This is a genomic window from Micromonospora qiuiae (genome assembly GCF_016863555.1).
Lineage (GTDB): Bacteria > Actinomycetota > Actinomycetes > Mycobacteriales > Micromonosporaceae > Micromonospora > Micromonospora qiuiae.
The window spans coordinates 79,210-103,441 of the sequence record NZ_BOPC01000009.1 but is presented as its reverse complement, the minus strand read 5'-3'; the positions used below and the strand labels follow the sequence as shown (position 1 = coordinate 103,441).

General features: G+C 71.2%; 21 protein-coding genes. 5 read left to right on the top strand and 16 right to left on the bottom strand.

Features of this window, described 5'->3' with window-relative positions; translation table 11 throughout:
* Nucleotides 1–117: 117 nt before the first annotated feature.
* From Vqi01_RS03095 to Vqi01_RS03085, 3 genes are all read right to left on the bottom strand, one after another.
* Nucleotides 118–1,353: an erythromycin esterase family protein gene (locus Vqi01_RS03095; protein ID WP_204032768.1), complete on the bottom strand. Its 1,236-nt coding sequence runs from the start codon at nt 1,351–1,353 to the stop codon at nt 118–120.
* A 571-nt stretch (nt 1,354–1,924) separates the two neighbouring features.
* Nucleotides 1,925–3,112, bottom strand: a complete 1,188-nt coding sequence (locus Vqi01_RS03090) for a helix-turn-helix domain-containing protein (protein ID WP_239098139.1) — start codon at nt 3,110–3,112, stop codon at nt 1,925–1,927.
* On the bottom strand, nt 3,109–3,276 hold the full coding sequence (locus Vqi01_RS03085; RefSeq protein WP_204032870.1) for a hypothetical protein: 168 nt from the start codon (nt 3,274–3,276) through the stop codon (nt 3,109–3,111). The genes Vqi01_RS03090 and Vqi01_RS03085 overlap by 4 nt, the downstream gene beginning before the upstream one ends.
* 419 nt (nt 3,277–3,695) lie before the next feature.
* Between Vqi01_RS03085 and Vqi01_RS03080 the strand changes: the two genes are divergently transcribed.
* The 3 genes from Vqi01_RS03080 to Vqi01_RS03070 all read left to right on the top strand — a co-directional run bounded on the left by Vqi01_RS03080 (nt 3,696) and on the right by Vqi01_RS03070 (nt 7,653).
* On the top strand, nt 3,696–4,499 hold the full coding sequence (locus Vqi01_RS03080) for a helix-turn-helix domain-containing protein (protein WP_204032766.1): 804 nt from the start codon (nt 3,696–3,698) through the stop codon (nt 4,497–4,499).
* Nucleotides 4,490–4,684 (top strand): DUF397 domain-containing protein, encoded by a 195-nt coding sequence (locus Vqi01_RS03075; RefSeq protein WP_204032765.1) that lies wholly within the window; start codon nt 4,490–4,492, stop codon nt 4,682–4,684. The genes Vqi01_RS03080 and Vqi01_RS03075 overlap by 10 nt, the downstream gene beginning before the upstream one ends.
* Before the next feature lie 797 nt (nt 4,685–5,481).
* Nucleotides 5,482–7,653, top strand: a complete 2,172-nt coding sequence (locus Vqi01_RS03070) for a penicillin acylase family protein (RefSeq protein ID WP_204032763.1) — start codon at nt 5,482–5,484, stop codon at nt 7,651–7,653.
* A gap of 125 nt (nt 7,654–7,778) precedes the next feature.
* Here the strand turns inward: Vqi01_RS03070 and Vqi01_RS03065 are convergent, their stop codons facing one another.
* The 7 genes from Vqi01_RS03065 to lpdA all read right to left on the bottom strand — a co-directional run bounded on the left by Vqi01_RS03065 (nt 7,779) and on the right by lpdA (nt 14,436).
* A complete protein-coding gene (locus tag Vqi01_RS03065; RefSeq protein ID WP_204032762.1) occupies nt 7,779–8,195 on the bottom strand; it encodes a type II toxin-antitoxin system VapC family toxin in 417 nt (138 codons plus the stop codon).
* Nucleotides 8,185–8,454, bottom strand: coding sequence for a type II toxin-antitoxin system Phd/YefM family antitoxin (locus tag Vqi01_RS03060; RefSeq protein ID WP_204032760.1), 270 nt, complete (start codon nt 8,452–8,454; stop codon nt 8,185–8,187). Before Vqi01_RS03060 ends, Vqi01_RS03065 begins: the two co-directional genes overlap by 11 nt.
* Nucleotides 8,455–8,476: 22 nt before the next feature.
* On the bottom strand, nt 8,477–8,986 hold the full coding sequence (locus Vqi01_RS03055) for a hypothetical protein (RefSeq protein WP_204032758.1): 510 nt from the start codon (nt 8,984–8,986) through the stop codon (nt 8,477–8,479).
* A 19-nt stretch (nt 8,987–9,005) separates the two neighbouring features.
* Nucleotides 9,006–9,164, bottom strand: coding sequence for a hypothetical protein (locus tag Vqi01_RS03050; protein WP_204032757.1), 159 nt, complete (start codon nt 9,162–9,164; stop codon nt 9,006–9,008).
* A 145-nt stretch (nt 9,165–9,309) separates the two neighbouring features.
* A complete protein-coding gene (locus Vqi01_RS03045) occupies nt 9,310–10,635 on the bottom strand; it encodes a low temperature requirement protein A (RefSeq protein WP_204032755.1) in 1,326 nt (441 codons plus the stop codon).
* A gap of 510 nt (nt 10,636–11,145) precedes the next feature.
* Complete coding sequence (gene sucB, locus Vqi01_RS03040; RefSeq protein WP_204032753.1) at nt 11,146–12,972, bottom strand: 2-oxoglutarate dehydrogenase, E2 component, dihydrolipoamide succinyltransferase; 1,827 nt, start codon at nt 12,970–12,972, stop codon at nt 11,146–11,148.
* Between the two features lie 72 nt (nt 12,973–13,044).
* Nucleotides 13,045–14,436 carry a dihydrolipoyl dehydrogenase gene (gene lpdA / locus Vqi01_RS03035; protein WP_204032752.1) on the bottom strand — a complete coding sequence of 464 codons (1,392 nt, stop codon included), beginning with the start codon at nt 14,434–14,436 and terminating at the stop codon, nt 13,045–13,047.
* A gap of 258 nt (nt 14,437–14,694) precedes the next feature.
* Here lpdA and Vqi01_RS03030 point away from each other — a divergent pair, with 258 nt between their 5' ends.
* Nucleotides 14,695–15,024: a hypothetical protein gene (locus Vqi01_RS03030; RefSeq protein WP_204032751.1), complete on the top strand. Its 330-nt coding sequence runs from the start codon at nt 14,695–14,697 to the stop codon at nt 15,022–15,024.
* Between the two features lie 81 nt (nt 15,025–15,105).
* Here the strand turns inward: Vqi01_RS03030 and Vqi01_RS03025 are convergent, their stop codons facing one another.
* Entirely contained in the window at nt 15,106–16,677 is a 1,572-nt protein-coding gene (locus tag Vqi01_RS03025) for a leucyl aminopeptidase (protein WP_204032750.1), read from the bottom strand.
* A gap of 164 nt (nt 16,678–16,841) precedes the next feature.
* On the opposite strand from Vqi01_RS03025, the gene gcvT reads away from it, so the two are divergent.
* Nucleotides 16,842–17,966 (top strand): glycine cleavage system aminomethyltransferase GcvT, encoded by a 1,125-nt coding sequence (gene gcvT / locus Vqi01_RS03020; RefSeq protein ID WP_204032749.1) that lies wholly within the window; start codon nt 16,842–16,844, stop codon nt 17,964–17,966.
* 194 nt (nt 17,967–18,160) lie between these two features.
* Here the strand turns inward: gcvT and Vqi01_RS03015 are convergent, their stop codons facing one another.
* The 5 genes from Vqi01_RS03015 to Vqi01_RS02995 form a co-directional block, all read right to left on the bottom strand.
* The gene (locus tag Vqi01_RS03015) at nt 18,161–19,450 is read right to left on the bottom strand and encodes a DUF2314 domain-containing protein (protein ID WP_204032748.1); all 1,290 of its coding nucleotides are present in this window, start codon (nt 19,448–19,450) and stop codon (nt 18,161–18,163) included.
* A 66-nt stretch (nt 19,451–19,516) separates the two neighbouring features.
* The gene (locus tag Vqi01_RS03010) at nt 19,517–20,290 is read right to left on the bottom strand and encodes an adenosylcobinamide-GDP ribazoletransferase (protein WP_204032747.1); all 774 of its coding nucleotides are present in this window, start codon (nt 20,288–20,290) and stop codon (nt 19,517–19,519) included.
* A complete protein-coding gene (gene cobU, locus Vqi01_RS03005; RefSeq protein WP_204032746.1) occupies nt 20,280–22,190 on the bottom strand; it encodes a bifunctional adenosylcobinamide kinase/adenosylcobinamide-phosphate guanylyltransferase in 1,911 nt (636 codons plus the stop codon). The genes Vqi01_RS03010 and cobU overlap by 11 nt, the downstream gene beginning before the upstream one ends.
* Before the next feature lie 76 nt (nt 22,191–22,266).
* Nucleotides 22,267–22,473 (bottom strand): hypothetical protein, encoded by a 207-nt coding sequence (locus Vqi01_RS03000; protein ID WP_204032745.1) that lies wholly within the window; start codon nt 22,471–22,473, stop codon nt 22,267–22,269.
* Nucleotides 22,474–22,534: 61 nt separating this feature from the next.
* Entirely contained in the window at nt 22,535–24,151 is a 1,617-nt protein-coding gene (locus Vqi01_RS02995; RefSeq protein ID WP_204032743.1) for a serine/threonine-protein kinase, read from the bottom strand.
* Nucleotides 24,152–24,232 lie beyond the last annotated feature (81 nt).

The following is a 24,232-nucleotide window of genomic DNA, read 5'->3' as shown; positions in this document are numbered from 1 at the left end:
CTGCGTCAGGTGGCCGATTCGGATTTCGGCATTCTCGCTCCAGATCTTGGACAGTTTCCGTTCCGCCGAGCTGACGGAAACTGTCCAAGATCTCGTCTTGGGGGTCCGGGGGCGGTGTCAGAAGGTGACGGTGTCGTCCCGGGTTGCCGCTGGGCTGGTCAGGACGGTGTCGAAGGCTTGTCGTACGTCAGTCTCCACTGCCGCGCTCTGCGTCCGGATGCTGGTCAGTGGCGACTCTGCCGCCCGTACGTCGGTGAGCGTGATCTCTCCGGTGAAGCCCGCGTCGAGTATTGCCTGTTCCACACTGCCGGGTACCGGAGCGGGCACGTCGACCTCCTCGACGGTGAAGCCGACCGGTGATCCGTCGGCGGGAAAGGCCATCTCGGGCACTCGATCGCCAGTGTGTGTCAGCGCGACGGCGCGATATTCGCGGCCGAGATTGTGGGCCAGATAGTGGCCCATCGGAAGGGCGGTGAGTTTGCCGTCGAAGCGTACCGGGGTCTTTTGAATGTGGTTGTTGTGGGCGACCACGGCCATCCGGGCGTGCGGACCCGCTGCCGAGAGATGCCACTGCACGGTGGCCGCCATGAAATGGTCACGGATCGAGGTGTCGCCGGGTAGGTCCTCGCCGCTGAACAGGTCGCTCATGGCGCGCAGCATGTATGCGGTGTGGCAGGCGGCATCGAGACGGCGGCGCGCGTTGGCGTAGCGGTCCGGATCGCTTCGGGAGAGGTAAACCGGGTGGAGGGCCTGCATCCGCAGCGACAGCCGGGCGAGTCCGGCCGTGAGGGCGTCCTGCCGGGCCGGGTCCAGGGCGCTCCACTGCGGCGCCGACACCGCGGCCGAGCCGCCGGTGATCTCGTCAGCCACCGGGAACATGCGGTCCAGCAGCTCGGCGGCCTCCGGGTCGACGACCCGGAGGTAATCCGCTACCGGCTGTAGGTCGGGGCGCAGGGTCAAGGTGTTCGGTAGGTCGATGCCGACGATCCCCAGGGGATGTGGCTGGCTGCGGTTGTAGCGACGCAGCCAACCCAGTAGCTCCCCGAAGAGTCCGGCGGTCAACGGCCCGGCGAGCCGGGGCAGGTCGGCGTCGTCGCCGTCGCCAGCAAGCCACGGGTTCAGGGCAGCGGCCTCGCTCGCGCCCAACTCGAACGCCAGGATGGTGAAACCGCACTCTTCGACGAGGTAACGCAGGAGGCGGGCACGGGCGAGGGTGAACTCGCGGACGAAGTGGGAGCCTTCGCCGACGCCAACGACCCGCGCCTCGGCGAGGACGGCACGCAGGGGTGCGAGGTCGGTCAGGCCCGGCTCGGCCGGATCCAGGGTACGCAGGACAGCAATTCGATCACGCAATGCCATGATGGTGCGCTCATTTCTCTGTGGAGGGACACACGGCGTTGAGGACGCACGACCGATGTCGCGCGTCCGGCAGGCATTTGCGCCGCGTCAGAGAAAGAGGCTGCCGGTGGGCATGCGTCGACCCTACTCCGAGCACCTGTCGTATGCGTCGCACCTGTCGTATGCGTCGCTGGACGCCCGCTGTGGCGACCGCAGGGGGTGCGTGGGATGTCAGTGGTGTCGGATTCGGCCGCTGTCGAGCTGAGCCGCACACGCTATCGGGGCCGGTCGACCGACCGGCAGGCCGGTCAGTGGCGCGAGGCATCGCAGACGGCCCGTCACTGCGATCCGTAGACGCATTCAGCTCGACAGGGCCCACATCCGACATGACGACCCCGGACCCCCACCCGGGGAGGCAGGGCTGGGCTGACCGTTGGAAGCCTGCGCTGTGCTACGCCCGACCGCCTGCGCAGCACAGCAGCTACCCGTTGACTAGACCATCGGGGTGGGTGCGAGCGATATCGATTGTCAACGCGATGCTCGATCCGGGTACCGCCTGCCTGTACGTACTGCGAGGTTTTACGAGTCAGGGTTGTCGGGTGAGGTCGATGTGGGTGGCGAGGCGGGTGAGATCGGCGGGAGTGGGGCCGGCGCGCAGGACGGCGGTCAACGCGGCGCGGGCGGCGGGGCGGATCCGGGTTTCGGCGGGGGCGATGTGGTCGGCGGTGACGAGGGCGCGTGCGGCGGCGTGGTGGTCGCCAATCGCCAGGTACGCGCGGCTCATGTCGATGAGGTGGGCGGCGCGGTGTTCGGCGGGGAGTCGGTGCCAATCGTCGCTGCGGGTGGCAGTCAGGTGGATGGCGACGGCGAGAGCGTGGTCGCCGAGGGTGGTCGCGGCCAGGGCACGAGCGAGGTCCACCGTGGTCGGCCCGAACCCGTCGCTGTCGTGGCACTGCTTGGCGAGGCGGGCGGCCTGGTCGGCGAGATTGCCGTTGGTGTTGGCACCGCCGTAGCTGGCGGCGGCGAGGGCGGCTTCGACCATCAACGTTCCGGCGAGGGCAACGTGCACCGGTGGGGCGTCGGGGGAAGGTGCCGGGTCGAGGTGACGCAGCGCGGTCGTGGTGACGGTCAACGCCAGGCGGCCCCGGCGCTGGGCGCGTAGGGCCTGCGCGAGAGGGACCACTGCGATGGCGGTGCGTTGCGGGTCGCCGCCAGCAATGGTCATGGCGCGGTCGGCGGCAAGCCACGCCAGGTCGGGTTCGCCGAGCTTGACCATGATCTGAGCGGCGAGCCGGTACACCCGTACCAGTAGGTCTGCGGGGGATGTTGGTCCGTCGGCCGCTTCGGTGTGGCGGGCGGCAGCGAGCAGGTCGGGCAGCATCCGCAGCACTTGAGGATGCTGGGCGTGCTGATAGGCGGTGTACGCGTAGGCGACCTGCCGGCCAAGGTCCGCGCCGCAGGTAGCGGGGGTGTCGTAGCGGACCAGGGCTTCGCGTACCCGTTCCACGGCGGCGGCGATCTCAGTGACGGTCGCCTGCCGGGTCCGGCGACCGACCAGGAGATCGGGGGCAACCCCGAGGACCCCGGCGATCGTGTTGATCACGGAGAGCCGGTCGAGGTTGCGGACGCCGCGTTCGACCTTGTCTACCCAGCTTTTCGACTTGCCGATCCGGTCGGCGAAGACCTGCTGGCTCATGCCCCGGCGAACCCGCAGTTGCGCAACCCGCCGACCGATCGGCAACTCACGGCGCTCCAGCCGGTCGAGCGCACTCATCGCCGCACCTCCGGGGGCACGGCATCGGTGGACGCCCCGCACCGCGGACACCACCGCGACTTGACCTTGAACGCGAAAAGCCCGGCCAGGAACCCGAGCATCACGGCACCGAGCAACATCATCACCGTCTCGACATCCACGGCGGGCAACGGGTCGACGCTCACCAGCGGCCCCCGTTCGCTCGGAACCGCTGCCCTGGGGCCAGTGTCCGGGCGCGGCCGAGTTGGACTGTGGGGATCGGCCGGGCCGGCGCGAACAGGGCGGCCGGCAGGTTCCCACCCCGGATGCGCCGGGGCAGCGGGGCCGGAGCGGGCTTGCAACGCCAGAACCGAAGACGCATGGGTGGGACCTCCTTCGAAGTCTGGAAGGGGCCGCCCCGGTTGCTCGCCCAGAGGGCGGCCCCGACAGCACGGTCGGCGGGTTGGGGGTCTCCACCGGCTCACGCCGTCTGGTTCCACTCTGCGCAGTAACCGCCTAGTGTCGGAAGGTGTTCGGCCACGTTGGAGAAACCCTGACGTTCTCTGTTTTCCCTGGTGGGGAGCTATGGGGATACGCGGGTCCGAGTTGGGGGAGGTTTGGGGAGATGGGCATGACGGGGGCCGAAATCCTGCTGGACGAGATTCGTCAGGCACGCACCTCGCACGGGCTGAGTCAAGATGACTTTGGCAAGCTCATCAGTTATTCGGGTACGCACGTCAGCGCCGTGGAGACCGGCACGCGCCCGCCAACGGGCGACTACGTCGCGGCGATCGATCGCGCCCTGAAGACCGGCGGCCTGTTTACCCGCCTGCTTGAACGGCTCTCAGAACTCGACGCCGCGCCACTCTGGCTGCGGGAGTGGATCACCTTGGAGCAGCAGGCGCGGGCAATGCGTTGGTATGAGATGGCGTGGGTGCCGGGTTTACTCCAGACCGAGGAGTACGCCCGCGCTGTCTTCGACACTGATGGGCGGCTCACTGCCGAGGAGGTGGAGACGCGAGTAGCGGCGCGGCTTACCCGGCAACAGATTCTTGCCGGCGACGATCCACCACAGCTCGTCGCGGTCGTGGATGATGCGGTTCTTCGTCGGCCGATCGGCGGCGCAGCCGTGATGCGGGAACAGCTCTTTCGTCTGGTGAAGCTCAATCAGGACAGTCGGCGGGTGAGAATCCACGTCGTGCCGCAGGGAGTCGGCGCGTACGCTGGCCTTGACGGGCCGTTCATCATCGCGACCCTGCCGGGCCAGGTCGACGTGGGCTACCTCGACAACAGGCTTCAAGGGCAGGTGGTAGAGCGGGCCGTCGATCTTGCGGCGCTGCGAGAGCAGTGGGAAGCCACACTCGCCGAGGCGCTGACCTTGCACCAGTCCACCGAGTTGATGTTGGAAGTGGCAAAGTCATGGATCTGACGGGCGCACGCTGGCACAAGAGCACTCGCAGCGGCACGAACCAGGGAGCCTGTGTGGAGGTCGCCGACAACCTTGAGGCGGCGGTCTACGTACGCGACACGAAAGACCACGGCACCGGGCCGGTCCTGGCGTTCTCCCGTGATTCCTGGCGGGCGTTCGTCGTTGGGATCGCCGAGAACGGCTGACGGACCGCAGACACCGCGCTCGCCCCTATGGGGCGAGCGCTTCTAACTGCGCCCAACCAAAGGGCACCCTGAAAAGCTCGATCCTGCAACGACGCGCACAGTGCGTCGAGTTCGGCTAGATTCTTGCGGTGTGTTTCCTTGACATGCCTTCAGCTCGCCGAGTCGAGCTGCGAAAGTGAAGTTCATCGACTTCATATCATCGAGCAGCAGGCCGTCCCAGCCGACATTCGCTGCCCGGACGTACGGCCGCATCTGATCCCCTGTGTGATTTTTGGGGGTCCTTTGTCTCCGAGCCTCACCTCTGCGATCGAATCGAGTGAAACGACTTTCCAACTAGGGGGAAAGTGTTCATCCGAGCATCGCCCTCAGGTCGGCCGGAGGCGGGATGTTGGGCACAGCGCGTCGGCCCGAGTCGTCCGCCGTCTTCTCCGGCAGCAGCCTCAGCCGCCCGGACCGGCACGGCCAGGCGCGGCGCAGCAGGCGCGTGTGGGGCCATCAGCATCCGAGCCGCGACGGCGGCTGCGACAGGTGCCGATTATTACGAGAGGGTTACACGGCTGGGTATTTGCTGATCTTCATTGCCCGGGCGTCGAGGCGGGTGGTACCCATCTCGGAGGAGCTGATCACTAGATGGTTCGAGAGGTCCGAGCGGTGACGCCGAGGCGCATTCGTCCAATGTAGACCGACGCGGGGGCCGGGATCGGTGACCCGTAACGGTGGCAAGGGATCGGAATGTGGCGCCACCGATCTCGCGTGCAGCGGGCGCGATCTCTTGTTCCGGAAAGGCGCAACAACGCATGGACCACACGCAGAACAACGGGCTGAGCCGCCGGCGCATCCTGGGCGGAGCGGCCGGAGTGGCCGCCGGGGCGGTCGTATCCGCAGCGGGGCTGCCAGCCGGCGCCGCGTCCGCCGCTCCGCCGGAGCACGCCCGCTGGAACCAGCAGGCGGCGCACGTGAGCATCACCCGCGATGACTGGGGGATCGCGCACGTGGTGGGGAAGACCGATGCCCACGCGGTGTTCGGGATGATCTACGCCCAGGCCGAGGACGACTTCAACCGCATCGAGCGGAACTATCTGGTCAGCCTGGGTCGCCTCGCCGAGGCCGAGGGCGAGACCGCGATCTGGCAGGACCTGCGCCAGCGGCTGTTCATCGACCCCGAGGTGCTGAAGGTTCTCTACGCCCGGAGCCCGGGCTGGTTGCGCAAGCTGATGGACGCCTGGGCGGACGGGTTGAACTACTTCCTCGCGACGCACCCCGAGGTGCGCCCGCGGGTGATCACCCGATTCGAGCCGTGGATGGCGCTGAGCTTCAGCGAAGGCAGCATCGGCGGCGACATCGAGCGGGTGTCGCTCGCCCAGCTTCGGGCCTTCTACGACGACAGTGCGCTGGCGATGACCAGCGAGGAGCCGGAAGCACCGCTGCGCGAGCCGTCAGGCTCGAACGGCATCGCGATCGCGCCGAGTCACACGCGAGACGGCCGGGCGCTGCTGCTGATCAACCCGCACACCAGCTTCTATTTCCGTTCCGAACTGCACATGACCAGTGATGAAGGGCTCAACGCCTATGGTGCGAGCACCTGGGGGCAGTTCTTCATCTATCAGGGATTCAACGAGAACGTCGGCTGGATGCACACCTCGGCTCCCGTCGACAATATCGACGAGTTCGCCGAGACCATCGTGACCGGGGCGGACGGCAGCCTCCACTACCGGTACGGCAACGAGTTGCGGCCGGTGACGACGAAGACCATCACGCTGTCCTACCGTACGGACGACGGGGAGCAGGCCCAGCGCACGTTCACCACGTACGCCACGCATCACGGCCCGATCGTGCGTCAGGCGTCCGACCAGTGGATCGCCTGCGCGTTGATGAACAAGCCCGTCGAGGCGCTGCAGCAGAGTTTCCTGCGCACCAAGGCGCGGGACTATGCGGAGTACATGGAGGTGGCGAGCCTCAAGGCCAACAGCTCGAACAGCACGCTGTTCGCGGACTCGAAGGGCAACATCGCCTTCCTGCTGCCCCAGTTCATGCCGGTGCGGGACAACCGTTTCAACTACCGGCAGGCCGTCGACGGCAGCGATCCGGCGACCGACTGGCAAGGGCTGCACAGCCTCGAGAGCATTCCGCAGGCGGTGAATCCGCAGAACGGTTGGGCGTACAACACGAACAACTGGCCGTGGACCGCCGCGGGCGCGGACAGCCCGAACCCCGCTGACTATCCCGCCTACTGGAACACCGGCAGCGAGAACGAGCGCGGGCGGCACGTCATCAAGCTGATGACCGGGCGGGACGACTTCACCCCGCAGGCGCTGCGCGACGTGGCCTTCAGCCCTTACCTCGGTGCCTTCGCCGAGCTCATCCCGCAGCTCGTCGCCGCCTGGGAGAAACTCCCTGCGGGCGACCAGCAGAAGGCCAGGCTCGCCGGCCCGATCACCCTGTTGCGCGGCTGGGACTATCGCTGGGCCGCGGATTCGACCGCGACCTCGCTCGCCATCTTCTGGGCCGCGGGGTCGCGTTCCACGGATGCCCAGCGACTCGCGTCGCTGGACGACGCGGTGAACCGGCTGACTGAGGATTTCGGCAGCTGGCGAGTGCCGTGGGGCGAGATCAACCGCTTCCAGCGCAACGACGGCGAGATCACCCAGACGTTCGACGATGCGAAGCCGAGCATCCCGGTGCCGTTCACCTCCGGAACGTGGGGTTCCCTCGCCACGTACCCGGGATCGCGCCGGCCGGGAACGAAGCGCTTCTACGCCACCAGCGGCAACACCTTTGTGGCGGTCGTGGAGTTCGGGCCGAGGCTGCGCGCGTGGGCGGTGCGGGAGGGCGGCAACAGCGGCAACCCCGACTCGCCGCACTTCAAGGACCAGGCCGAACGGTACGCGAGCGGCAATCTCCGGCCGGTCTACTTCTACCCGGATGACCTCAAGGGCCACATCGAGCGGCGCTACAAGCCCGGCAAGTAACCAGTTCGTCGATGCCAGGCGCGTCGGGCCGGTCAACCGGTCCGACGCGCCACGGCGACGTGCCGTGCACGAGTGCGATCGACCCACGGTGGTTTTGAGCACCCGACATGAAAGCGTGCGTGAGGTCAGGGACGCCGAACAGGCCGGAGGCTGATGAGATCCTCCAGCCCTGTGAAGTCGCCTGGGTTGGTCGTGTAAAGCGGCAGGCGGTTGGCGTGGGCCACCGAGGCGATCATCAGGTCGGCGAGCCTGCGCCGGGTGGTGCGGCCGGTGGCGAGCACCGCGCTGGTGATCAAGCCGAAGGCGCGTGCCGCTTCGGCGTCGAAGGGTAGCGGATCGAAGGTGGCCTCGGTGTGTTGGAGGACGCTGGTCCGTCGGGCTCGTTCTGCACGGTCGTCGGCGTGGTGTGGAGCGGCGGACAGCTCCGCGAGCGTCACGGCGCTGATCACCATCTCCTCGGGCAGCTCGTCGGGGTCCAGCCCGCCGAGATGGATGACGATGTTGGTATCGATCAGACCTCGGGTAGGGGAGTCACCACTCACGGCCGAACGCGTCCTGGTCGACCGTCGAGTCGATGTCACGACGGAATCTTTCGGCGTCGAGCATGGGAGCGGTGGCAAAGGCCGCCATCACCTCGGCGCGCGGTACGAAAGTGCGCCGCCGAAGGGGGATCAGCTTCCCGATCGGCGTGCCGTTTCGCGTGATGACGAAGGATTCGCCGCGCTCCACGCCGCGCATGATGGCTCCTGAGTCGTTGCGCAGCTCGCGCTGCGTGATCTCCCGATGAGCGTGCTCCGCCATGGGGCAATCCTAGCCGCACGTGCTACAAGGTGCTACGACCTCCGTCGGGTGAGAGGTTGGCACCGACCGGTCCGGTGCCTTCGGTTCCGGTGCGGGGTGCCGGTGCGCCGAGGATGATGATCGGGCGGGCGCCCAGGCACTGCGGGGAGAGGTGCGCCACCACGTAGTCCCAGGTCGCCTTCGCCCCGAGGACCAGGCCGAGTCCGATCCGGAGCAGGCCGTCGAGGATCCGCCGCCAGTCGAGCGTGACGATGCCCACGACCACGTCCCAGAGCCCGGCCACGATCTCGACGACCGCCTCGACGACGACGGTGACGATCTTGCAGACCGTACGCACCACCCACTTGCCGACGGTGACGACCACCCAGCGGACGACCTTGACCAGGATGGTGACCAGCCAGCAGAGCCAGCGCCGTGGGTCGTACCAGGGCCGCTTCTTGCAGCGCTGCTCCTGCCGTTCCTCCCACTCCTCGACGGGCTTGGAGACCTTCTCCTCGATCCATTCGGTGATTTCGGTACAGACGAGTGCCATGACATCCCCCTTCCGGGAGTCAAGCGGCGGAGCGAAGGGCGCGCAGCAGCGCGAGCAGGCGCCGACGACTCGACGCCAGGCCGAGGAGCTTGCCGGCGACAGCCGCCCCGAGACAGCCGAGTACGGCACCGGCGAGGGACCGGCCGCTGCCCGGCCAGATCAGGACGGAAGCGACCACGGCGGCGGTGAGCGCCGCGAGCCCCCAGGCGCAGCCGCAGTCGTTGAACAGGCGACGAAGCTTGGCTGCTGCTCGCTCACGTTCGGTAAGGGATAGCCCGGGCAGCGTGATGGTCGCCCGGTCGAGATGGGGGCGCTAGAGCAGGTCAGGTGGTGCCGGGTGGGTTGTCGTGCCAGCGGGCGCGGTAGGCGACCTCGTTGGCCTCATGGGCGGTCCGCTCCTCGAAGACCGCCGCGCGCAGCGCGTGCCGGGCCTCGGACATCAGCACCACCTCGGCGCTGACCATCCCGACACAGATCGCGGTCAGCAGGCCGAGGGCGGCCAGCCCGGGCAGCAGCATGGCCGGCGGAATGGCGACCGCGAGCACGCCCAGCGTGCCGAGCCGCAGCCAGGACAGCGTGTGCAGGGTACGCAGTTGGAACAGCATGTTCCCGGCCAGGAAGCAGATCACCCCGCCGAACAGCAGCGGCACGTCCGGCCCGTGCGCCGGTCGCGCGATCGGTACGCCCGGCTCGGCGATGCCGTGCACGATGCCCTCGGCGCCCAGGGCGAACAGCATGATCCCGGCGATCATCGGCAGGTAGAGGTAGGCGTACGCGTCCCGGGCCATCAGCACCCGGGGGCGGCCCAGGCTGGCATGCAGGGCGATCCGGGCGGCCGGGCCGATCACGTCGTAGTGCGCCCACCACAGTGCGGCGGTGAAGACGATCCCGAACACGGCCGCAGCCATTCCCGGCAAGGTCGGCGGCTGTTTGATGAGGTTGCTGCCGAGACCGACCGAGATCACCGACTCGCCCAGCGCGATGATCAGGATCAGGTCGTACCGTTCGGTCCAGTGCTCCGCCGAGGTCACCTGCCAGCCCCAGGTCTTGGCGAGCAGCCCGGTGGAGTACTGGAAGATCACCACGGTCACCCAGAGCGCGTCCCGGATCAGCATGTCCGTGCTGGTGCCGGGCAGGTACGCGGGCAGCAGCGCGGCGGCGAGCAGCAGGACGGTGCTCAGCGTCAGCTCCGGGGCGTACCGGAGCAGTTGCCGCCGTTCCACCGGGTCGTCGCGGACGGCGTGCAGGAACAGGATCAGGTGCACCGCCCGGATGACCAGGTAGCTCACCGCCACCACGACCGGCCCCGCGACGCCGCCCTGCGGGTCCCCGAAGGCGCGCGGCAGGGCGAGCGCGAAGCAGAACAGCGCGGCCATCCCGACGACCATCAGCACCGGTACGAAGCCCTCGCCGATCCGGACCCGGGTGGCGATGACCGTGTGCACCACCCAGCACCACCAGAGCACGGCGAGCACGAGCAGGGCGTGCAGCAGCCCCCGGCCGCTGAGGTCGGTCGCGGTGGCGCGGGCGATGTTGAAGAACGAGAAGACGAAGACCAGATCGAAGAAGATTTCGAACTTCTCGACTCGGGCGCCCGGCGCCACCCCGACGGCCGGCCCCAGCCGCCCTCGCCAGCCCCTGTCGCCCACCGCCTGAGTTTCCCAAGGCAGATCGGCATCGGGCCCCTTTTCGCCGCACCGCCCAAGCGCCAGCCCGCAGCCCACCCTCCACCGTGCCGCCCCCCACCAGGATCGTCGCCGCTCACATGGATCTTGGACGCGGGAGGCCCCTCTGGGGGCAGAAAGTGTCCAAGATTGCCTGCCGGGAGTCAGTGGGACGGGCGGCCGCGGGCCACTGCGCCTGCGCCCGCGTCCCGAAGCGCCCGCGATCTTGCACTTTCCGTCGGGGCGAAAGCCGCATACCGGGGCAATTCAACGACCAAAAGTGCAAGATCGCGGGGCAAGATCGCGAGGGGCAAGGGGCAAGGGGCAAGGGGCGAGGGGCGAGGGGCAAGGGGCAAGGGGCAAGGGGCGAGGGGCGAGGGGCGAGGGGCGAGGGGCAAGGGGCGAGGGGCGAGGGGCGAGGGCGGGGGAGGGGGGGACAGCGCGACGGGCGCCCCGGTTACGTGGCGCCCGTCGCGTCAGGTGGGGTGGAGTGGGTTAGAGGCCCAGGTCGGCCTCGAAGTTGCCGGCCTCCAGCCGCTCCTTGACCGCGGCCAGGAAGCGGGCCGCGTCGGCGCCGTCGATCAGCCGGTGGTCGTACGACATGGCCAGGTAGACCATCTGGCGTACGGCGATCACCTCGCCCAGGTCCGGGTCGTTGACCACGACCGGGCGCTTGACCACCGCGCCCGTGCCGAGCATGGCCGACTGCGGCGACGGCACGATCGGGGTGTCGAAGAGGGCACCCCGGCTGCCGGTGTTGGTCAGCGTGAAGGTCGCGCCAGCGATCTCGTCCGGGCTGATCTTGTTGGTCCGGGTGCGTTCCGCGAGGTCGGCGACCCGCTTGGCGATGCCGGCCAGGTTCAGGTCACCGGCGTTGTGGATGACCGGCACCAGCAGCCCGCGCTCGGTGTCGACCGCGATGCCGAGGTTCTCGGCGTCCGGGTAGGTGATCGTGCCGGCGTCGAGGTCCATCCGGGCCTGGACGATCGGGTACGTCTGAAGGGCCTCGATGGCCGCGACGGCGAAGAACGGCAGGAACGACAGCTTGACGCCGTGCCGCTGCTGGAACGAGTCCTTGGCCTGCGCCCGCAGCCTGGCGACCTTGGTGACGTCCACCTCGACCACCGTGGTGAGCTGTGCCGTCTCCTGCAGCGACTGGTGCATCCGCTTGGCGATGGCGGCGCGGATCCGGGGCAGCTTCTCGGTGGTGCCGCGCTTGGCGCTCGGCTGCGGCTTGGCGGCCGGCTGGGCCGGTGCGGCCGCGGCCGGCTGGGCCGGCGCCGGGGCGGGAGCGGCCTTGGCGGCACGGGCCTTCTCCGCCGCGTCCAGCACGTCCTGCTTGCGGATCCGCCCGCCGACGCCGGTGCCGTTGAGCGAGGCCAGATCCACGCCGTGCTCACTGGCCAGCTTGCGGACCAGCGGGGTCACGTATCCGACCGCCTCGCCGTTGCGGCTCGGGGCGGCGGTGCGCTGCGGCGTCGGGGCCGGCGGCGTGGCGGCCTGCTCGGCCTTGGCCGGCTCCGGCGCGGTCTCGGCCTCCGCGACCGGCTCGTTGTACGACAGGCCCGGCGTCGGCTCGGACACCTGCGGCTCGGGCTTGGCCTGCGGCTGCGGCTCGGGCTTGGCCTGCGGTGCCGGCTGCGCCTCGGGCTTGGCCTGCGGTGCCGGCTGCGCCTCGGCCGGGGCGGCCCCGGCGACACCGATCACCGCCAGGGTGGCGCCGACGTCGGTGGTTTCGTCCTCGGCGACCTTGATCTCCAGGAGCGTGCCGGCGACCGGCGAGGGAATCTCGGTGTCGACCTTGTCGGTGGAGACCTCCAGCAGCGGCTCGTCCACCTCGACGGTCTCGCCGACCTGCTTGAGCCAGCGGGTGACCGTACCCTCGGTGACGCTCTCGCCGAGCGCCGGAAGCTGCACCGGGGTGCCCTCGCCCGACGGTGCCGGCGCGGCTTGGGCCGGCTGCTCGGCCGGCTCCTGCACGGCCGGCTGCTCCGCCTCGGCCTGCGGCTCCTCGGCCGCCTCGGCGGCCTGCTCGGCAGGGGCCTCCTGCTGCTGCGCGGCGGCTCCGCCACCGGCCGACTCACCCTCGCCGGAGATCACCGCCAGCTCGCTGCCGACCTCGGCCGTCTCGTCCTCGCCCACCACGATGCGGGTCAGCACGCCGGCCGCGGGGGACGGGATCTCCGTGTCGACCTTGTCCGTGGACACCTCGAGCAGCGGCTCGTCGACCTCGACGGTGTCACCCTCCTGCTTCAGCCAGCGCGTGACGGTGCCCTCGGTGACGCTCTCGCCGAGCCGGGGCATGGTGACCGATACCGGCATGTTCTCCAGACTCCTTCATTTCCCTGGTGGGAGGATTATCGCCCGTCGCCGGACGCCGCGGATACGTCGTGGTCAGCCGTGCGCGTGCAGCGGCTTGCCGGCGAGGGCCAGGTGCGCCTCGCCCAGGGCCTCGTTCTGCGTCGGGTGAGCGTGCACGAGCTGTGCCACCTCGCCCGGGTACGCCTCCCAGTTGTAGATCAGCTGCGCCTCGCCGACCAGTTCGCCGACCCGGGCGCCGACCATGTGCACGCCGACCACCGGTCCGTCGTCCACCCGCACGAGCTTCACAAAGCCGGCCGTCTTGAGGATCTGGCTCTTGCCGTTGCCGCCGAGGTTGTAGTTGTAGGTCTTCACCTTGTCGGCGCCGTACTGCTCCTTGGCCTTGGCCTCGGTGAGGCCGACCGAGGCCAGCTCCGGGTCGCAGTAGGTGACGCGCGGGATGCCCGCCTCGTCGATCACCGCCGGGTTCTGGCCGGCGATCTCCTCGGCGACGAAGATGCCCTGCTGGAAGCCGCGGTGGGCGAGTTGGAGGCCGGGCACGATGTCGCCGACCGCGTAGACGTTCGGCACGCTGGTGCGCAGCCGCTCGTCGGTCAGCACGTAGCCGCGGTCCATCTTGACGCCCTGCTGCTCGTACCCCAGGTCGGCGGTGTTCGGGCCCCGGCCGACCGCGACCAGCAGCAGCTCGGCCTCGACGGTCTCGCCGCCGGCGATGGTCACCTTGACCCCGTTGTCGGTCTTCTCGACCTTCTCGAACGGCTTGCCGACCTTGAAGTTGATCTTCCGCCTGCGGAACGCGCGCTCCAGCGCCTTCGAGGACTCCTCGTCCTCGGCGGCGACCAGCCGCGGCAGCGCCTCGATGATCGTCACGTCCACGCCGAAGGACTTCCACACGCTGGCGAACTCGACGCCGATCACGCCGCCGCCGAGCACGATCGCCGAGCTGGGGACGCGGTCCAGGACCAGGGCGTGGTCGCTGGTGATGACCCGCTCGCCGTCGATCTCCAGGCCGGGCAGGCTCTTGGCGTACGACCCGGAGGCCAGCACCACGTTGCGGCCGGTGTACCGCTTGCCGTCCACCTCGACCGCGTTCGGCGCGACCAGCCGGCCGTGCCCCTCGACGATGGTGATCGACTTGTTGCTCTTGAGCATGCCCTGGAGGCCCTTGTAGAGCCGGGCGACCACGCCGTCCTTGTACGAGTTGACCGCCGTGATGTCGATGCCGACCAACTCGGCCTTGACACCGAACTGCTCCGCGTCGCGGGTCTGGTCGGCGACCTCGGCGGCGTGCAGCAGCGCCTTGGTCGGGATGCAACCGTTGTGCAGGCAGGTGCCGCCGAGCTTGCCCTTCTCGATCAGCGCGACGGTCAGGCCCAACTGCACGGCGCGCAGGGCGGTGGCGTAACCGCCGCTACCACCTCCGAGGATGACGATGTCGAAGGTTGCGTCGTTCGGCTCGCTCACGTCCAACTCCCAGGTCGCTTCGCTGCATCGGGCGTCAGTCGGGGTAACTGGAAACACCCCACCTCGGCCATCTTGTCACCACCGTGCCGAACCCGCGTACCGAGGTGCCCAATGACACGTTGCCGCCACGTACCCTTGGCACCGAATCCTTTTCGACCTGAACCGCGCGCCGCGTCCGTCCTTGCGTTCTGGCGGCCGTGCGGGAAGGTTGTGAAGGGTTCGTTGCCTTCGATGACTAACGGGTGGGGAGACGGCTCAGTGGGACTGTTCCGGCGACGCAAGCGGGCACGCGTGGCTGACGCCGACCGTACGGCCAATCGCGCCGACGTGGAGCACCTTGAGAATTTTGTCCGCACCCGCAAAGGGGTCGAGGCGTACATCGAGCCCCGGACCACAGTCACCGAGACCACCGTCATCCTGATCGCCGACGACGGTGAATGGACCCGGCGCCGCATCGACGGGCCGGAAGGTGCGCGGCGCTTCGCGTACCGGCTGAGCATTCCGGTCTACGACGTGGCGCTGATGGGCTATCCGCAGCGCATGCGCGACTACAACGAGCGCCGCAAGCGCCGCCCCGAGCTGTACTGACCGACGGCGCGCTCCGGACCGAGTGTTAGAAGGGGCCCCTTTTACAACGCCAGGCGTTAAAAAGGGGCCCTTCCTTACATCTCAGCCGTTGGTGGCGATGTCGTCGATCAGGTGCAGCAGGGTACGGACCGGTACACCGGTGCCGCCCTTGGTCCAGTAGCCGGTCGCCTCGCCCGAGTGGTACGAGGGGCCGGCGATGTCGATGTGCGCCCAGGCGACCTCGTCGGTGACGAACTCGCGCAGGAAGACCCCGCCCTGCAGCATGTGACCGGCCCGGTCCATGCCGGCGTTGACCTGGGAGATGTCCGCGACCTCGGAGTCCATGCCCTTGCGTACGTCGTCCGGCAGCGGCATCGGCCAGGCCGGCTCGCCGACCGCCTCGCCGGCCTCGTGGACCCGCTCGCACAGCTCGGCGGAGCCCATCACCCCGGAGACCCGCTTGCCGAGGGCCACCACCTGCCCCCCGGTGAGGGTGGAGGTCTCGATCAGGTAGTCGCACCCGTCCTCGCAGGCCCGGGCCATCGCGTCGGCGAGGATCATCCGGCCCTCGGCGTCGGTGTTGAGCACCTCGACCCTCTTGCCGTTGTACATGGTGATCACGTCACCCGGCCGGTACGAACCGCCCGACGGCATGTTCTCCGCCATCGGCACGTACGCGGTCACCGCCACCGCCGGCTTCAGCTCGGCCACCGCCAGCATGGTGGCGGCCACCGCCGCCGCGCCGGCCATGTCCGACTTCATCTCCCACATGCCCTGCGCCGGCTTGATCGAGACGCCGCCGGTGTCGAAGGTGATGCCCTTGCCGACCAGCGCCACCCGCTTACCGGTGCCGCCACCCTCGGGCGTCCAGGTCAGCTTCACCAGCCGGGGCGGGGCCTCCGAGCCCTGCCCGACCGCGATGATGCCGCCGTAGCCTCCCTCGCGCAGCGCGACCTCGTCGAGCACCTCGACGCCGAGCCCCGAGGCCCGGGCCGCCTCGGCGACCGCGTCGGCGAAGGCCGGCGGGCGCAGCTCGTTCGGGGCGATGTTGACCCAGTCCCGGGTACGTCGCACCGCGGCGGCGACGGTCTGCGCCCGCAAGATCTCGGCCTGCGCCCCGGTGTCGGTGGCATCCGGCACGGCGACCAGCACCTCGGCCACCGGCTCGCGTCGGCTCGGCTGGGGCCGGGTCTTGTATCCGGCGAAGCGGTAACCGCCCAGCAGCGCCCCCTCGGCGACCGCCCGCAGGGCGTCGGCGGCGTCGGCGTCATCGGGCAGCGGCAGCGCGAGCGCCACCCGGGGCGCACCGGCCAGAGCCCGTACGGCGGCCCCCGCGGCCCGCCGCAGCGTCTCCGGCGCGGGCGCGGCACCGCTGGGCTCCGCGCCCAGGCCGACCGCGGCGATCACCGGGGCGGTGACGGTGCCCAGGGTCGCCAACTTGATCACCTCGCCGGGACCACCGGTGGCGCCGAGCAGCGCCAGCGTCTCGGTCAGCTTGCCGTCGAAGGCGGCGGCGATGCTCTCCGCGCCGGTGGCGAGCAGCAGGGTGCCGGCGAGGCCGTTGGTGGCGGCCTCCTCGACGGTCGTGCTGTGTACGCCGATCACGATCGCGTCGACGGCGAGTTCGGCGGGGTCGGTGTCGACCAGGCTAAGGGTGGTGCTGGGCGATGTCACGGAAGTTGCTCCCGGGCGGGCCGGGCCGGTCGCGTCGTCGCGTACCGGCGATGATTTTTCCCGGTGAATGATTTGTCCACCGGGCGTTGGTGCTGGCCCGCCGGCAGGTCCGGTGGGGCTCCGCCGATGCTAACCAGCGCCGTCCGCCCCGGTAAGTTCCACCCATGGCTGACGTGACCACCGATGCCGCCGTGACCCGGCCGCGTCGTTCTCCACTGAGCGAGCGACACACCGCGCTCGGCGCCAAGCTCGCCCCGTTCGGCGGATGGGAGATGCCGCTGGAGTACGCCGGCGGCGGGGTGCTGCGGGAACATGCCGCGGTCCGGACCGACGTCGGCGTGTTCGACGTGTCGCATCTGGGCAAGGCGCGGGTGACCGGCCCCGGTGCGGCGCGGTTCGTCAACGCCTGCCTCAGCAACGACCTGGACCGGATCGGGGCGGGTCGGGCGCAGTACACCCTCTGCTGCGACGACGCCACCGGCGGCGTGGTGGATGACCTCATCGCCTACCGGTACGCCGACGACCACGTCTTCCTCATTCCGAACGCCGCGAACACCGCCGAGGTGGTGCGCCGGCTGCGCGCCGCCGCGCCGCCGCAGGTCACGGTCTCTGACGAACACGACGCGTACGCCGTCCTCGCGGTGCAGGGACCACGGTCGGCGGAGCTGCTGGGCGCGCTGGGCCTGCCCACCGAACAGGCGTACATGAGCTTCTCGCCGGCCACCCTGTACGGGGTCGAGTTGACCGTGTGCCGCACCGGCTACACCGGCGAACTCGGCTACGAACTGGTCGTGCCGACCGCCGACGCGGTCGCGGTCTGGGATGCGCTGTTCGCCGTCGAGCCGGCGCCACGGGCCTGCGGGCTGGCCGCCCGGGACACGCTGCGCACCGAGATGGGCTACCCGCTGCACGGGCAGGACCTGTCGCTTGAGATCACTCCGGTGCAGGCCCGCGTCGGCTGGGCGGTGGGCTGGGACAAGCCGGCGTTCTGGGGCCGGGACGCGCTGCTCGCGGAGAAGGCCGCCGGTCCGAGGCGTACGCTGCGCGGCCTGGAGATCGTCGGCCGGGGCATCCCGCGTCCCGGCATGGCGGTGTGCCACGGCGACACCCCGGTCGGGACCATCACGAGCGGCACTTTCAGCCCCACGAAGAAGCAGGGCATCGCCCTGGCGCTGATCGACACCGCCCCCGCCCTCCCCGACGGCGCCACCCTGCACGTCGACATCCGCACCCGCCCCACCCCCGCCCGCCTGACCCGTCCCCCCTTCATCCACCCCTCCGTCAAATAACCCACCCCCCACCCCCACCCCCACCCCGGCGGCCGTCCCCGTTGATCATGAAGTTGTTGTCGCGCCAAGCCGCGTGTCGCGACAACAACTTCATGATCACCCCGCCGGGAAGCGGGGTGGGAAGCCTGCTGGGAAGCGGGGTAGGAGCCTGCTGGGAAGCGGGGTGGGAAGCCTGCTGGGAAGCGGGGTGGGGGTCAGGGGGTGGGTGGGGTGCCGGCGTCCAGGATTGCCTGGGTCCAGCCGCCTTCGATGACGCCGGTGGGGTTCAGCAGGGCCCAGTCGATTATGTCGGCGGCTTCGATCACGACCGGGGAACCGATGCGTACGGTGGGGTCGGTGTTCGCGTCGCTGGCGCTGGCCCCGACCACGCGTTCCGGGGCGTCCCAGGAAGTCACGCCGGCCCAGATGTACTCGGGGCCGTCGTCGCCGGGCAGCCCGTACTTCACCACCAGCTGGGTCTCCGGCGGCAGCGCCCCGGCCCGGAAGCGGGCCCGGATGTCGCCCAGGCTGGCCCGGGCGGTGGCGATCGCCCGACTCATCGCGTCACCTGGGCGCGCGTAGCGCACGTCGGGCTGGATTCCGGAGAAAAGAGTGGCGCAGGCGGCGGCGAAGTAGCGCCCGGCCGGGCCGGGGTGCCCGGTGGGCGGGCGCAGGCTCAGGAACGAGTCGGCCTCCGGGTCGGTGGCCGGGTCCAGCTCCAGCCGCAGCAGCACCGGCGGGGTCGCGCCGTGCTGCTCCGGATTGCCGTACGCCACCGCGATGTCGTGCCCGGTCACCGTGGCCAGTACCGGCAGCTGCACGAAGGCCGGCACCTCGTCGCCGGCCAGCCCGTCGGTCCAGTCTCGCAGCAGCCGCCGGGCGGCACCGGTCATCACCGCGCCCCAGGCCCGGGTGAGGTGGTCCGGCACGCCCTGGGCCTGCAGCTCCAGCAGGCCGAAGCGGCGCAATCCCTTCGTGGTGAACCAGAGGCCGTCGGCGCCCGAGGAGTAGGGCACCAGGACCCAGTCGACGAGTCGGACCCGGCCCTGCACGTCGGGCAGGGAACGCAGCGCCGCGCGCGGGTCCAGGAACTGCAACCCGAAGACGTCGACCACGTCGCCGTCCACCGCCTCGGCGACCGCCGCGGCCACCGCCCGGGCCGCCCACTCGTGTGCCGGGGGCCAGCCCGGCCGGTACTCGGCCTGCACCACCACCAGGTGGCTGGCCGCGGCCAGCCGATCCAGCTGCGGCTCGCTGGCGCCGAACGCGGTGAGCAGATCGGGCGGCAGCTCCGGAAACTCGCCGATCGGGCGGACGTCGACGCTCATCAGCGGGCTGTCCAGCATCTGCCGGGCCAGCCCGTGCACCGGCTCGGCCAGCCGGCCGGCCAGCCCGCGTACCGCCGACCGGGCGCTGACCGCCGGCAGCCCCGCCGCCGGCACCAGGTAGGTCGCGCTGAGCGACTCCGGGACCGGAACGGGCAGGAAGTCGTCGGTGATGAGCATGTCGTCCCCTGGGTGCCGCGGGCGGTGCTGTCGTGGGAGAACGCTACCCGCCGCAGACCCCCTGGCTCAGCCGGACAGCACCAGTCCCAGGTAGACGAGCGTGGTGACCACCTCGACGACGGCACCGAGCACGTCACCGGTGATCCCGCCGAATCGGCGTACCACATGTTGCAGCAGCCCGGCCGCGACGGCGAGCGCGACCAGCACGGCCAGCGGCCCCTGCCAGGGACGGCCCGGCACCGCCGCGACCGCCAGCACCGCCACGGCGATCGTCCCGGTGGCCAGCGCGACCGGCCCGACGGTGCCGGCCACCAGCGCACCGAGCCCCTCCGGTCGAGCCGGCGGGACGCCCCGCCAGCAGGCCAGCGTCACCCCGAGCCGACCGGCCGCGACGGCCGTGACGACCGCCGCGAGCGCCGCCGGCCGGGACCGGTCGGCCAGTTCGGCCAGCGCCGCGGCCTGCACCAGCAGGACGAGCACCAGCGCGACCACACCGAACGGCCCGACGTCCGGCCTCTTCATGATCTCCAACGCGGCCGGGCCCCGCCGGTACGAGCCGAGCGCGTCCACGGTGTCGGCCAGCCCGTCGAGGTGCAGCCCGCGGGTGAGCAGGGCACCCACGGCAACGGTGAGCCCGGCGGCGACGAGCGGCGTGCTGAGCGTGTCGACCAGCAGCAGCACACCGGCCAGCGGCAGCCCGAGCAGCGCGCCCACCACCGGGGCGAGCGCCATCGCGACACCGGCCGTGGCCCGGTCGATCCGACCGACGCGGAGCGGCGCCACGGTGAGGGTGGTCAGCGCGAGTCGCGCCCCGGCACCGAGCCGTCGCTCAGCCGGCACGCGAGCCGGTGGGATCCGCCGACCGGGGCGCTTCGGTGCTGGTCGGTCCCGGCCCCTCGGGCTCGGGCTCGCGGAAGTCGGGCTCGTCGGCGTCCTCGACGGGCTCGTCCGGCCCCGCGTCCTCCTCGACCGGCCCGGCGTCGTCGTCCCGTCCGGGGGCGTCGTCGTCTCGTCCGGGGGTGTTGTCGTCTCGTCCGGGGGTGTTGTCGTCCGGCCCGGTGTCGTCGGCGGGCCGCTCGGGGCGGGTCGGCAGCGCGGCGGCCAACGCCAGCACCGAGCGCAGCAGCGGCAGCACGGCCAGGGCGTTCGCCCCCTCGCCGAGGTCGAGCCGCAGCTCGGTCAGGGGGGTCAGGCCCAGCACGTCGGCGGCCAGCCGGACCGCGGGATGCCCGCCGTGGTCGGCCAGCAGGCACCAGTGCCGGGCCTGGCCGGCCAAGTCTCGGCTGACCAGCGCGGCGGCCACGCCGACCGGCCCGTCCAGCAGAACCGGCGTCCGGCGGGCGGTCGCGCCGAGCAGGATGCCGGTGGCGACGGCGATGTCTCCACCACCGAACTGGGCCAGGACCTCCTTGGCGTCGCGCGACGAGTGGCGGGCGCGGTGCAGCCCGTCCCGGACCGCGGCGCAGCGCGCCATCCAGGCCGCGTCGTCGATCTCGCCGCTCGCGGCGACCACCCGGGCGAGCACCGCGGGCGGCTCGGCCCCGGCGGTCGCCGCGAGCACGGCAGCCGCCGCGGCCTCGGTGCCGGCGCCGCACGCCGCCAGGACCAGCAGCTGTACGCCAGCGTCCGCGGCCTCCTCGGCCAGCCGCCAGCCGTAGCGCAGCGCCGACTCGACCTGCTCGGCGGTGAGCGCGGGAGCGTCCTCGACGGGTGCGGCGGCCGGGGCGTCGACCACCTGCAGGTCGGCACCATTTTCGGCAGCCAGCCGGGCCAGCACACCCTCACCGACGCGGGCCTGGCGAGCCCGGCGGGCCGACTCGCCGGGCAGGCTGCCGGCGGCGGCGCCACCGGCGTGGTCGCCGTGCAGCAGGAGTACGCGTACCGACTGCCAGGCCGCGGGAGTCGGGGTGCCCTGGGTGGCGGCGGCGAACGAGACCACCTGCTCCAGGACACCGAGCCCGGCGCCCGGCACGTCGAGCGTGGCCAGCCGGTCCACGGCCTGCGGCCCGGCGTACTCGTCCGGCATGGGCAGCTCCATGCCGGGCTCGATGACCGGCCCGGTGGCGGCCACCGACAGGGCCGCGGGCGCTGTCTGACCGGTGCTTCCGACGTGGGCGGCGGGGCCGCTCTGCGCGGGCACCGTGGCCCTGGGCTGGCCGGGGGCGGCCGGGAGCGCGACGGCCGGCGCGGGCTCGGCCGGCTTCAGCCGGCACGGCTGGCCGGCGACCACCAGGATCACCGCGTCGCAGGCGTCCGCCACGGCCCGGTTGACCGCGCCGAGCGCGTCGGTGAACGCCCGGCCCAGCGGCGTGGTCGGCACCAGGGAGAGCCCGACCTCGGGACTGACCAGCACCAGCCGCGCCGGACAGGCCCGGACGGCGGCGGCCAGTTCAGCGATCGTGGCGGTGTCGTCGGCCGGCTGGTGCGCCGGGTCGAGCAGCACGGTCACCCAGTTGCCGAGGTCGTCGACGAGCAGCGTCTCCTCCGGCCCGGCGGTGGCGATCACGTCGGCCAGCCGGCGCGGGTCGCCCGCGGTCTCCTCCGTGTGCCAGGACGCGGGCCGGCGGGCGCGGTGCGCCGCGAGCCGCGCCGACCACTCCGCGTCGTCGTCGCCCGCCTCGGCTGCGGTGGCCACGTACCGGACCGAGGTCGCGTCGGCGATCAGGGACTCGGCGAACTCCGACTTGCCGGAGCGGATGCCGCCCAGCACCAGGACCCGGTTCCACCCGTCTAGGGACATGCCCGTACCTTACGGCCAGTCCGGCGCCGGGGGCAGCGCAGGTACGCCGCTGGCGCCGCAGCAGTCCCGGCACCGCTCACCGGTCTTCGGGGGCCTCGTACATGTAGTCGTTGGGGTTGACGTCCGCCGGCTTCGGATCCTCCTGCCAGATTCCCTCACCGGGGCGGGCCTGCAGCGCGTCGATCAGTTCCTCCCGGTCCATCTCCCGGGCGCCCTCGATGCCGCCGCGTACCGCGATGTCGCGCAGCTCCGTGGTGTCCATTTTCGGGATCGGTGTCGTCATCCTCGCCTCCGGTGCCGAATCGCCGTCGGTCTCCACCGAGACATACCCCGAGGCGCGACGGTCAGTCGCAGTGCTCGAACGGGCTGCTGTAGCTGGCTCCACCGGCGGAACCGCCCCACTTGACGCAGGTCGCCGCGGCGCTGGCCCGGACCGGCCCGGCGTAGTACCGGTACGAGTCGCTGTCGGTGGACCGGGCCCGGCCCTGCACCTCCAGGAAGGCCATCACCGGGGTGGCCGTGCCGACGGCGGTCTCCTTGAGCGTCACCACACAGTTCGACCCGGTCCCGGCGTGGTAGAGCAGGTGAACCTTGCCCTGTCGGCGGCCACCTGCGGTCAGCGTCGCTGTGTTGATCACCCGGTATCCGCTGCCGCACGCCTGCGCGGCGGTGTAGGGGTTCGGTTGCTCGCCACCGCCGGCGGTTGGTGTGGCGCTCGGCCGGGGTCGGGATGGGGAGGGGGAACTCGACGCCGGAGTGGTCGCCGCGACACTGCTGCGCTCCGGCGAGGCCGAGGTCGCCGACGGCCGCGCCGTGCTGGGCGACGACGTCGGGCTCTGCTGGCCGCCGTTGCCACCCGTGCCGGCACGCCGGGAGGCGACCACCAGCGGGTCGTCGGCCAACACGGGCGTGGTGGCCGGCGCCGCGGCGTCGTCGGGCGGCGGCAGCGACACCACGGCCAGCGCCACGCCCGCCGCGACGACCGTCACGACGCCCGCCGCGACGGTCACCAGGGTCGACCGCCGCAGCCGTCGGGGTCGCTTCCGGCCGGCCGGCGGTACGCCGCCCGGCCGGGTCGCTCCGCCCCCGGCGGCGCCCGGTGCCGCGACGGCGACCTGGCTTCCCGCTTGGGCGGAGGCGGCGGCTCCGGCGGCGGCCTCGGCGAGTTCCGCCGCGCTGCGGTGCCGGTCGCCCGGCTGCTTCGCGATGGCCCGGAGGACCACCGCGGCGACCGGTGCCGGGACGTCCGGCGGCAGCGGTGGCGGTTGGTCCCGCTGGTGCCGCAGCGCCACGTCGAACGGGTTGTCACCGACGAACGGGGGACGCCCGGCGAGGCAGAGGTACGCCACGGCGCCGAGTGAGTAGATGTCGCTCGCCCCGGAGATCGGCTGGCCGGTGGCCTGCTCGGGAGACATGAACGAGGCCGTGCCGAGCACCGTGTGGGCGGCGGTGATCCCCGCCGTCGCGCCGGATCGGGCGATGCCGAAGTCGACCAGCACCGCCCGGCCGTCCGGCTTGACCAGCAGGTTGCCCGGCTTCACGTCGCGGTGCACGATGCCGGCGAGGTGCGCGGCATGCAACGCCTCGGCGGTCTGCGCCACCACGGACATGGTGGTGACCGGATCGAGCCGGCCCAACCGTCGCACCCGGGCGCTGAGCGGCTCGCCCTCCACGTACTCCATCACCAGGTAGTCGACCTGGCTGCCGTCGGCGAGCGTGGCCTGGCCGACGTCGTGCACCGCGACCACCCCGGGGTGCCGCAGCGCCGCCAGCATCCGCGCCTCGGCCCGGAACCGCGTGGTGAACTCCGGATCGGCGCTCAGCGCCGACAACAGCACCTTGACCGCGACCTCCCGGCCCAGCAGGAGATCCGTGCCCCGCCAGACCGCGCCCATGCCGCCGGTCGCCACCCGTTCGCTCAGCCGGTACCGCTCGCTGAGCACGACCCCTTGAGTCAGCACCAGGTCACGGTACCGGCCGTCGGCCGGCGTTCTCTCGCCGGCCGTGCGGCCGACTACGCTGACGGAGGTCCGTCCGATGGG

What these genes read in the sequence shown, in the direction of transcription:
- Vqi01_RS03090 (WP_239098139.1), bottom strand. Translation starts at nt 3,112, where the DNA reads ATGAGTGCGCTCGACCGGCTGGAGCGCCGTGAGTTGCCGATCGGTCGG.
- Vqi01_RS03080 (WP_204032766.1), top strand. Translation starts at nt 3,696, where the DNA reads ATGGGCATGACGGGGGCCGAAATCCTGCTGGACGAGATTCGTCAGGCA.
- Vqi01_RS03075 (WP_204032765.1), top strand. Translation starts at nt 4,490, where the DNA reads ATGGATCTGACGGGCGCACGCTGGCACAAGAGCACTCGCAGCGGCACG.
- Vqi01_RS03070 (WP_204032763.1), top strand. Translation starts at nt 5,482, where the DNA reads ATGGACCACACGCAGAACAACGGGCTGAGCCGCCGGCGCATCCTGGGC.
- Vqi01_RS03060 (WP_204032760.1), bottom strand. Translation starts at nt 8,454, where the DNA reads ATGGCGGAGCACGCTCATCGGGAGATCACGCAGCGCGAGCTGCGCAAC.
- Vqi01_RS03055 (WP_204032758.1), bottom strand. Translation starts at nt 8,986, where the DNA reads ATGGCACTCGTCTGTACCGAAATCACCGAATGGATCGAGGAGAAGGTC.
- sucB (WP_204032753.1), bottom strand. Translation starts at nt 12,972, where the DNA reads ATGCCGGTATCGGTCACCATGCCCCGGCTCGGCGAGAGCGTCACCGAG.
- gcvT (WP_204032749.1), top strand. Translation starts at nt 16,842, where the DNA reads ATGGCTGACGTGACCACCGATGCCGCCGTGACCCGGCCGCGTCGTTCT.
- Vqi01_RS03015 (WP_204032748.1), bottom strand. Translation starts at nt 19,450, where the DNA reads ATGCTCATCACCGACGACTTCCTGCCCGTTCCGGTCCCGGAGTCGCTC.
- cobU (WP_204032746.1), bottom strand. Translation starts at nt 22,190, where the DNA reads ATGTCCCTAGACGGGTGGAACCGGGTCCTGGTGCTGGGCGGCATCCGC.
- Vqi01_RS03000 (WP_204032745.1), bottom strand. Translation starts at nt 22,473, where the DNA reads ATGACGACACCGATCCCGAAAATGGACACCACGGAGCTGCGCGACATC.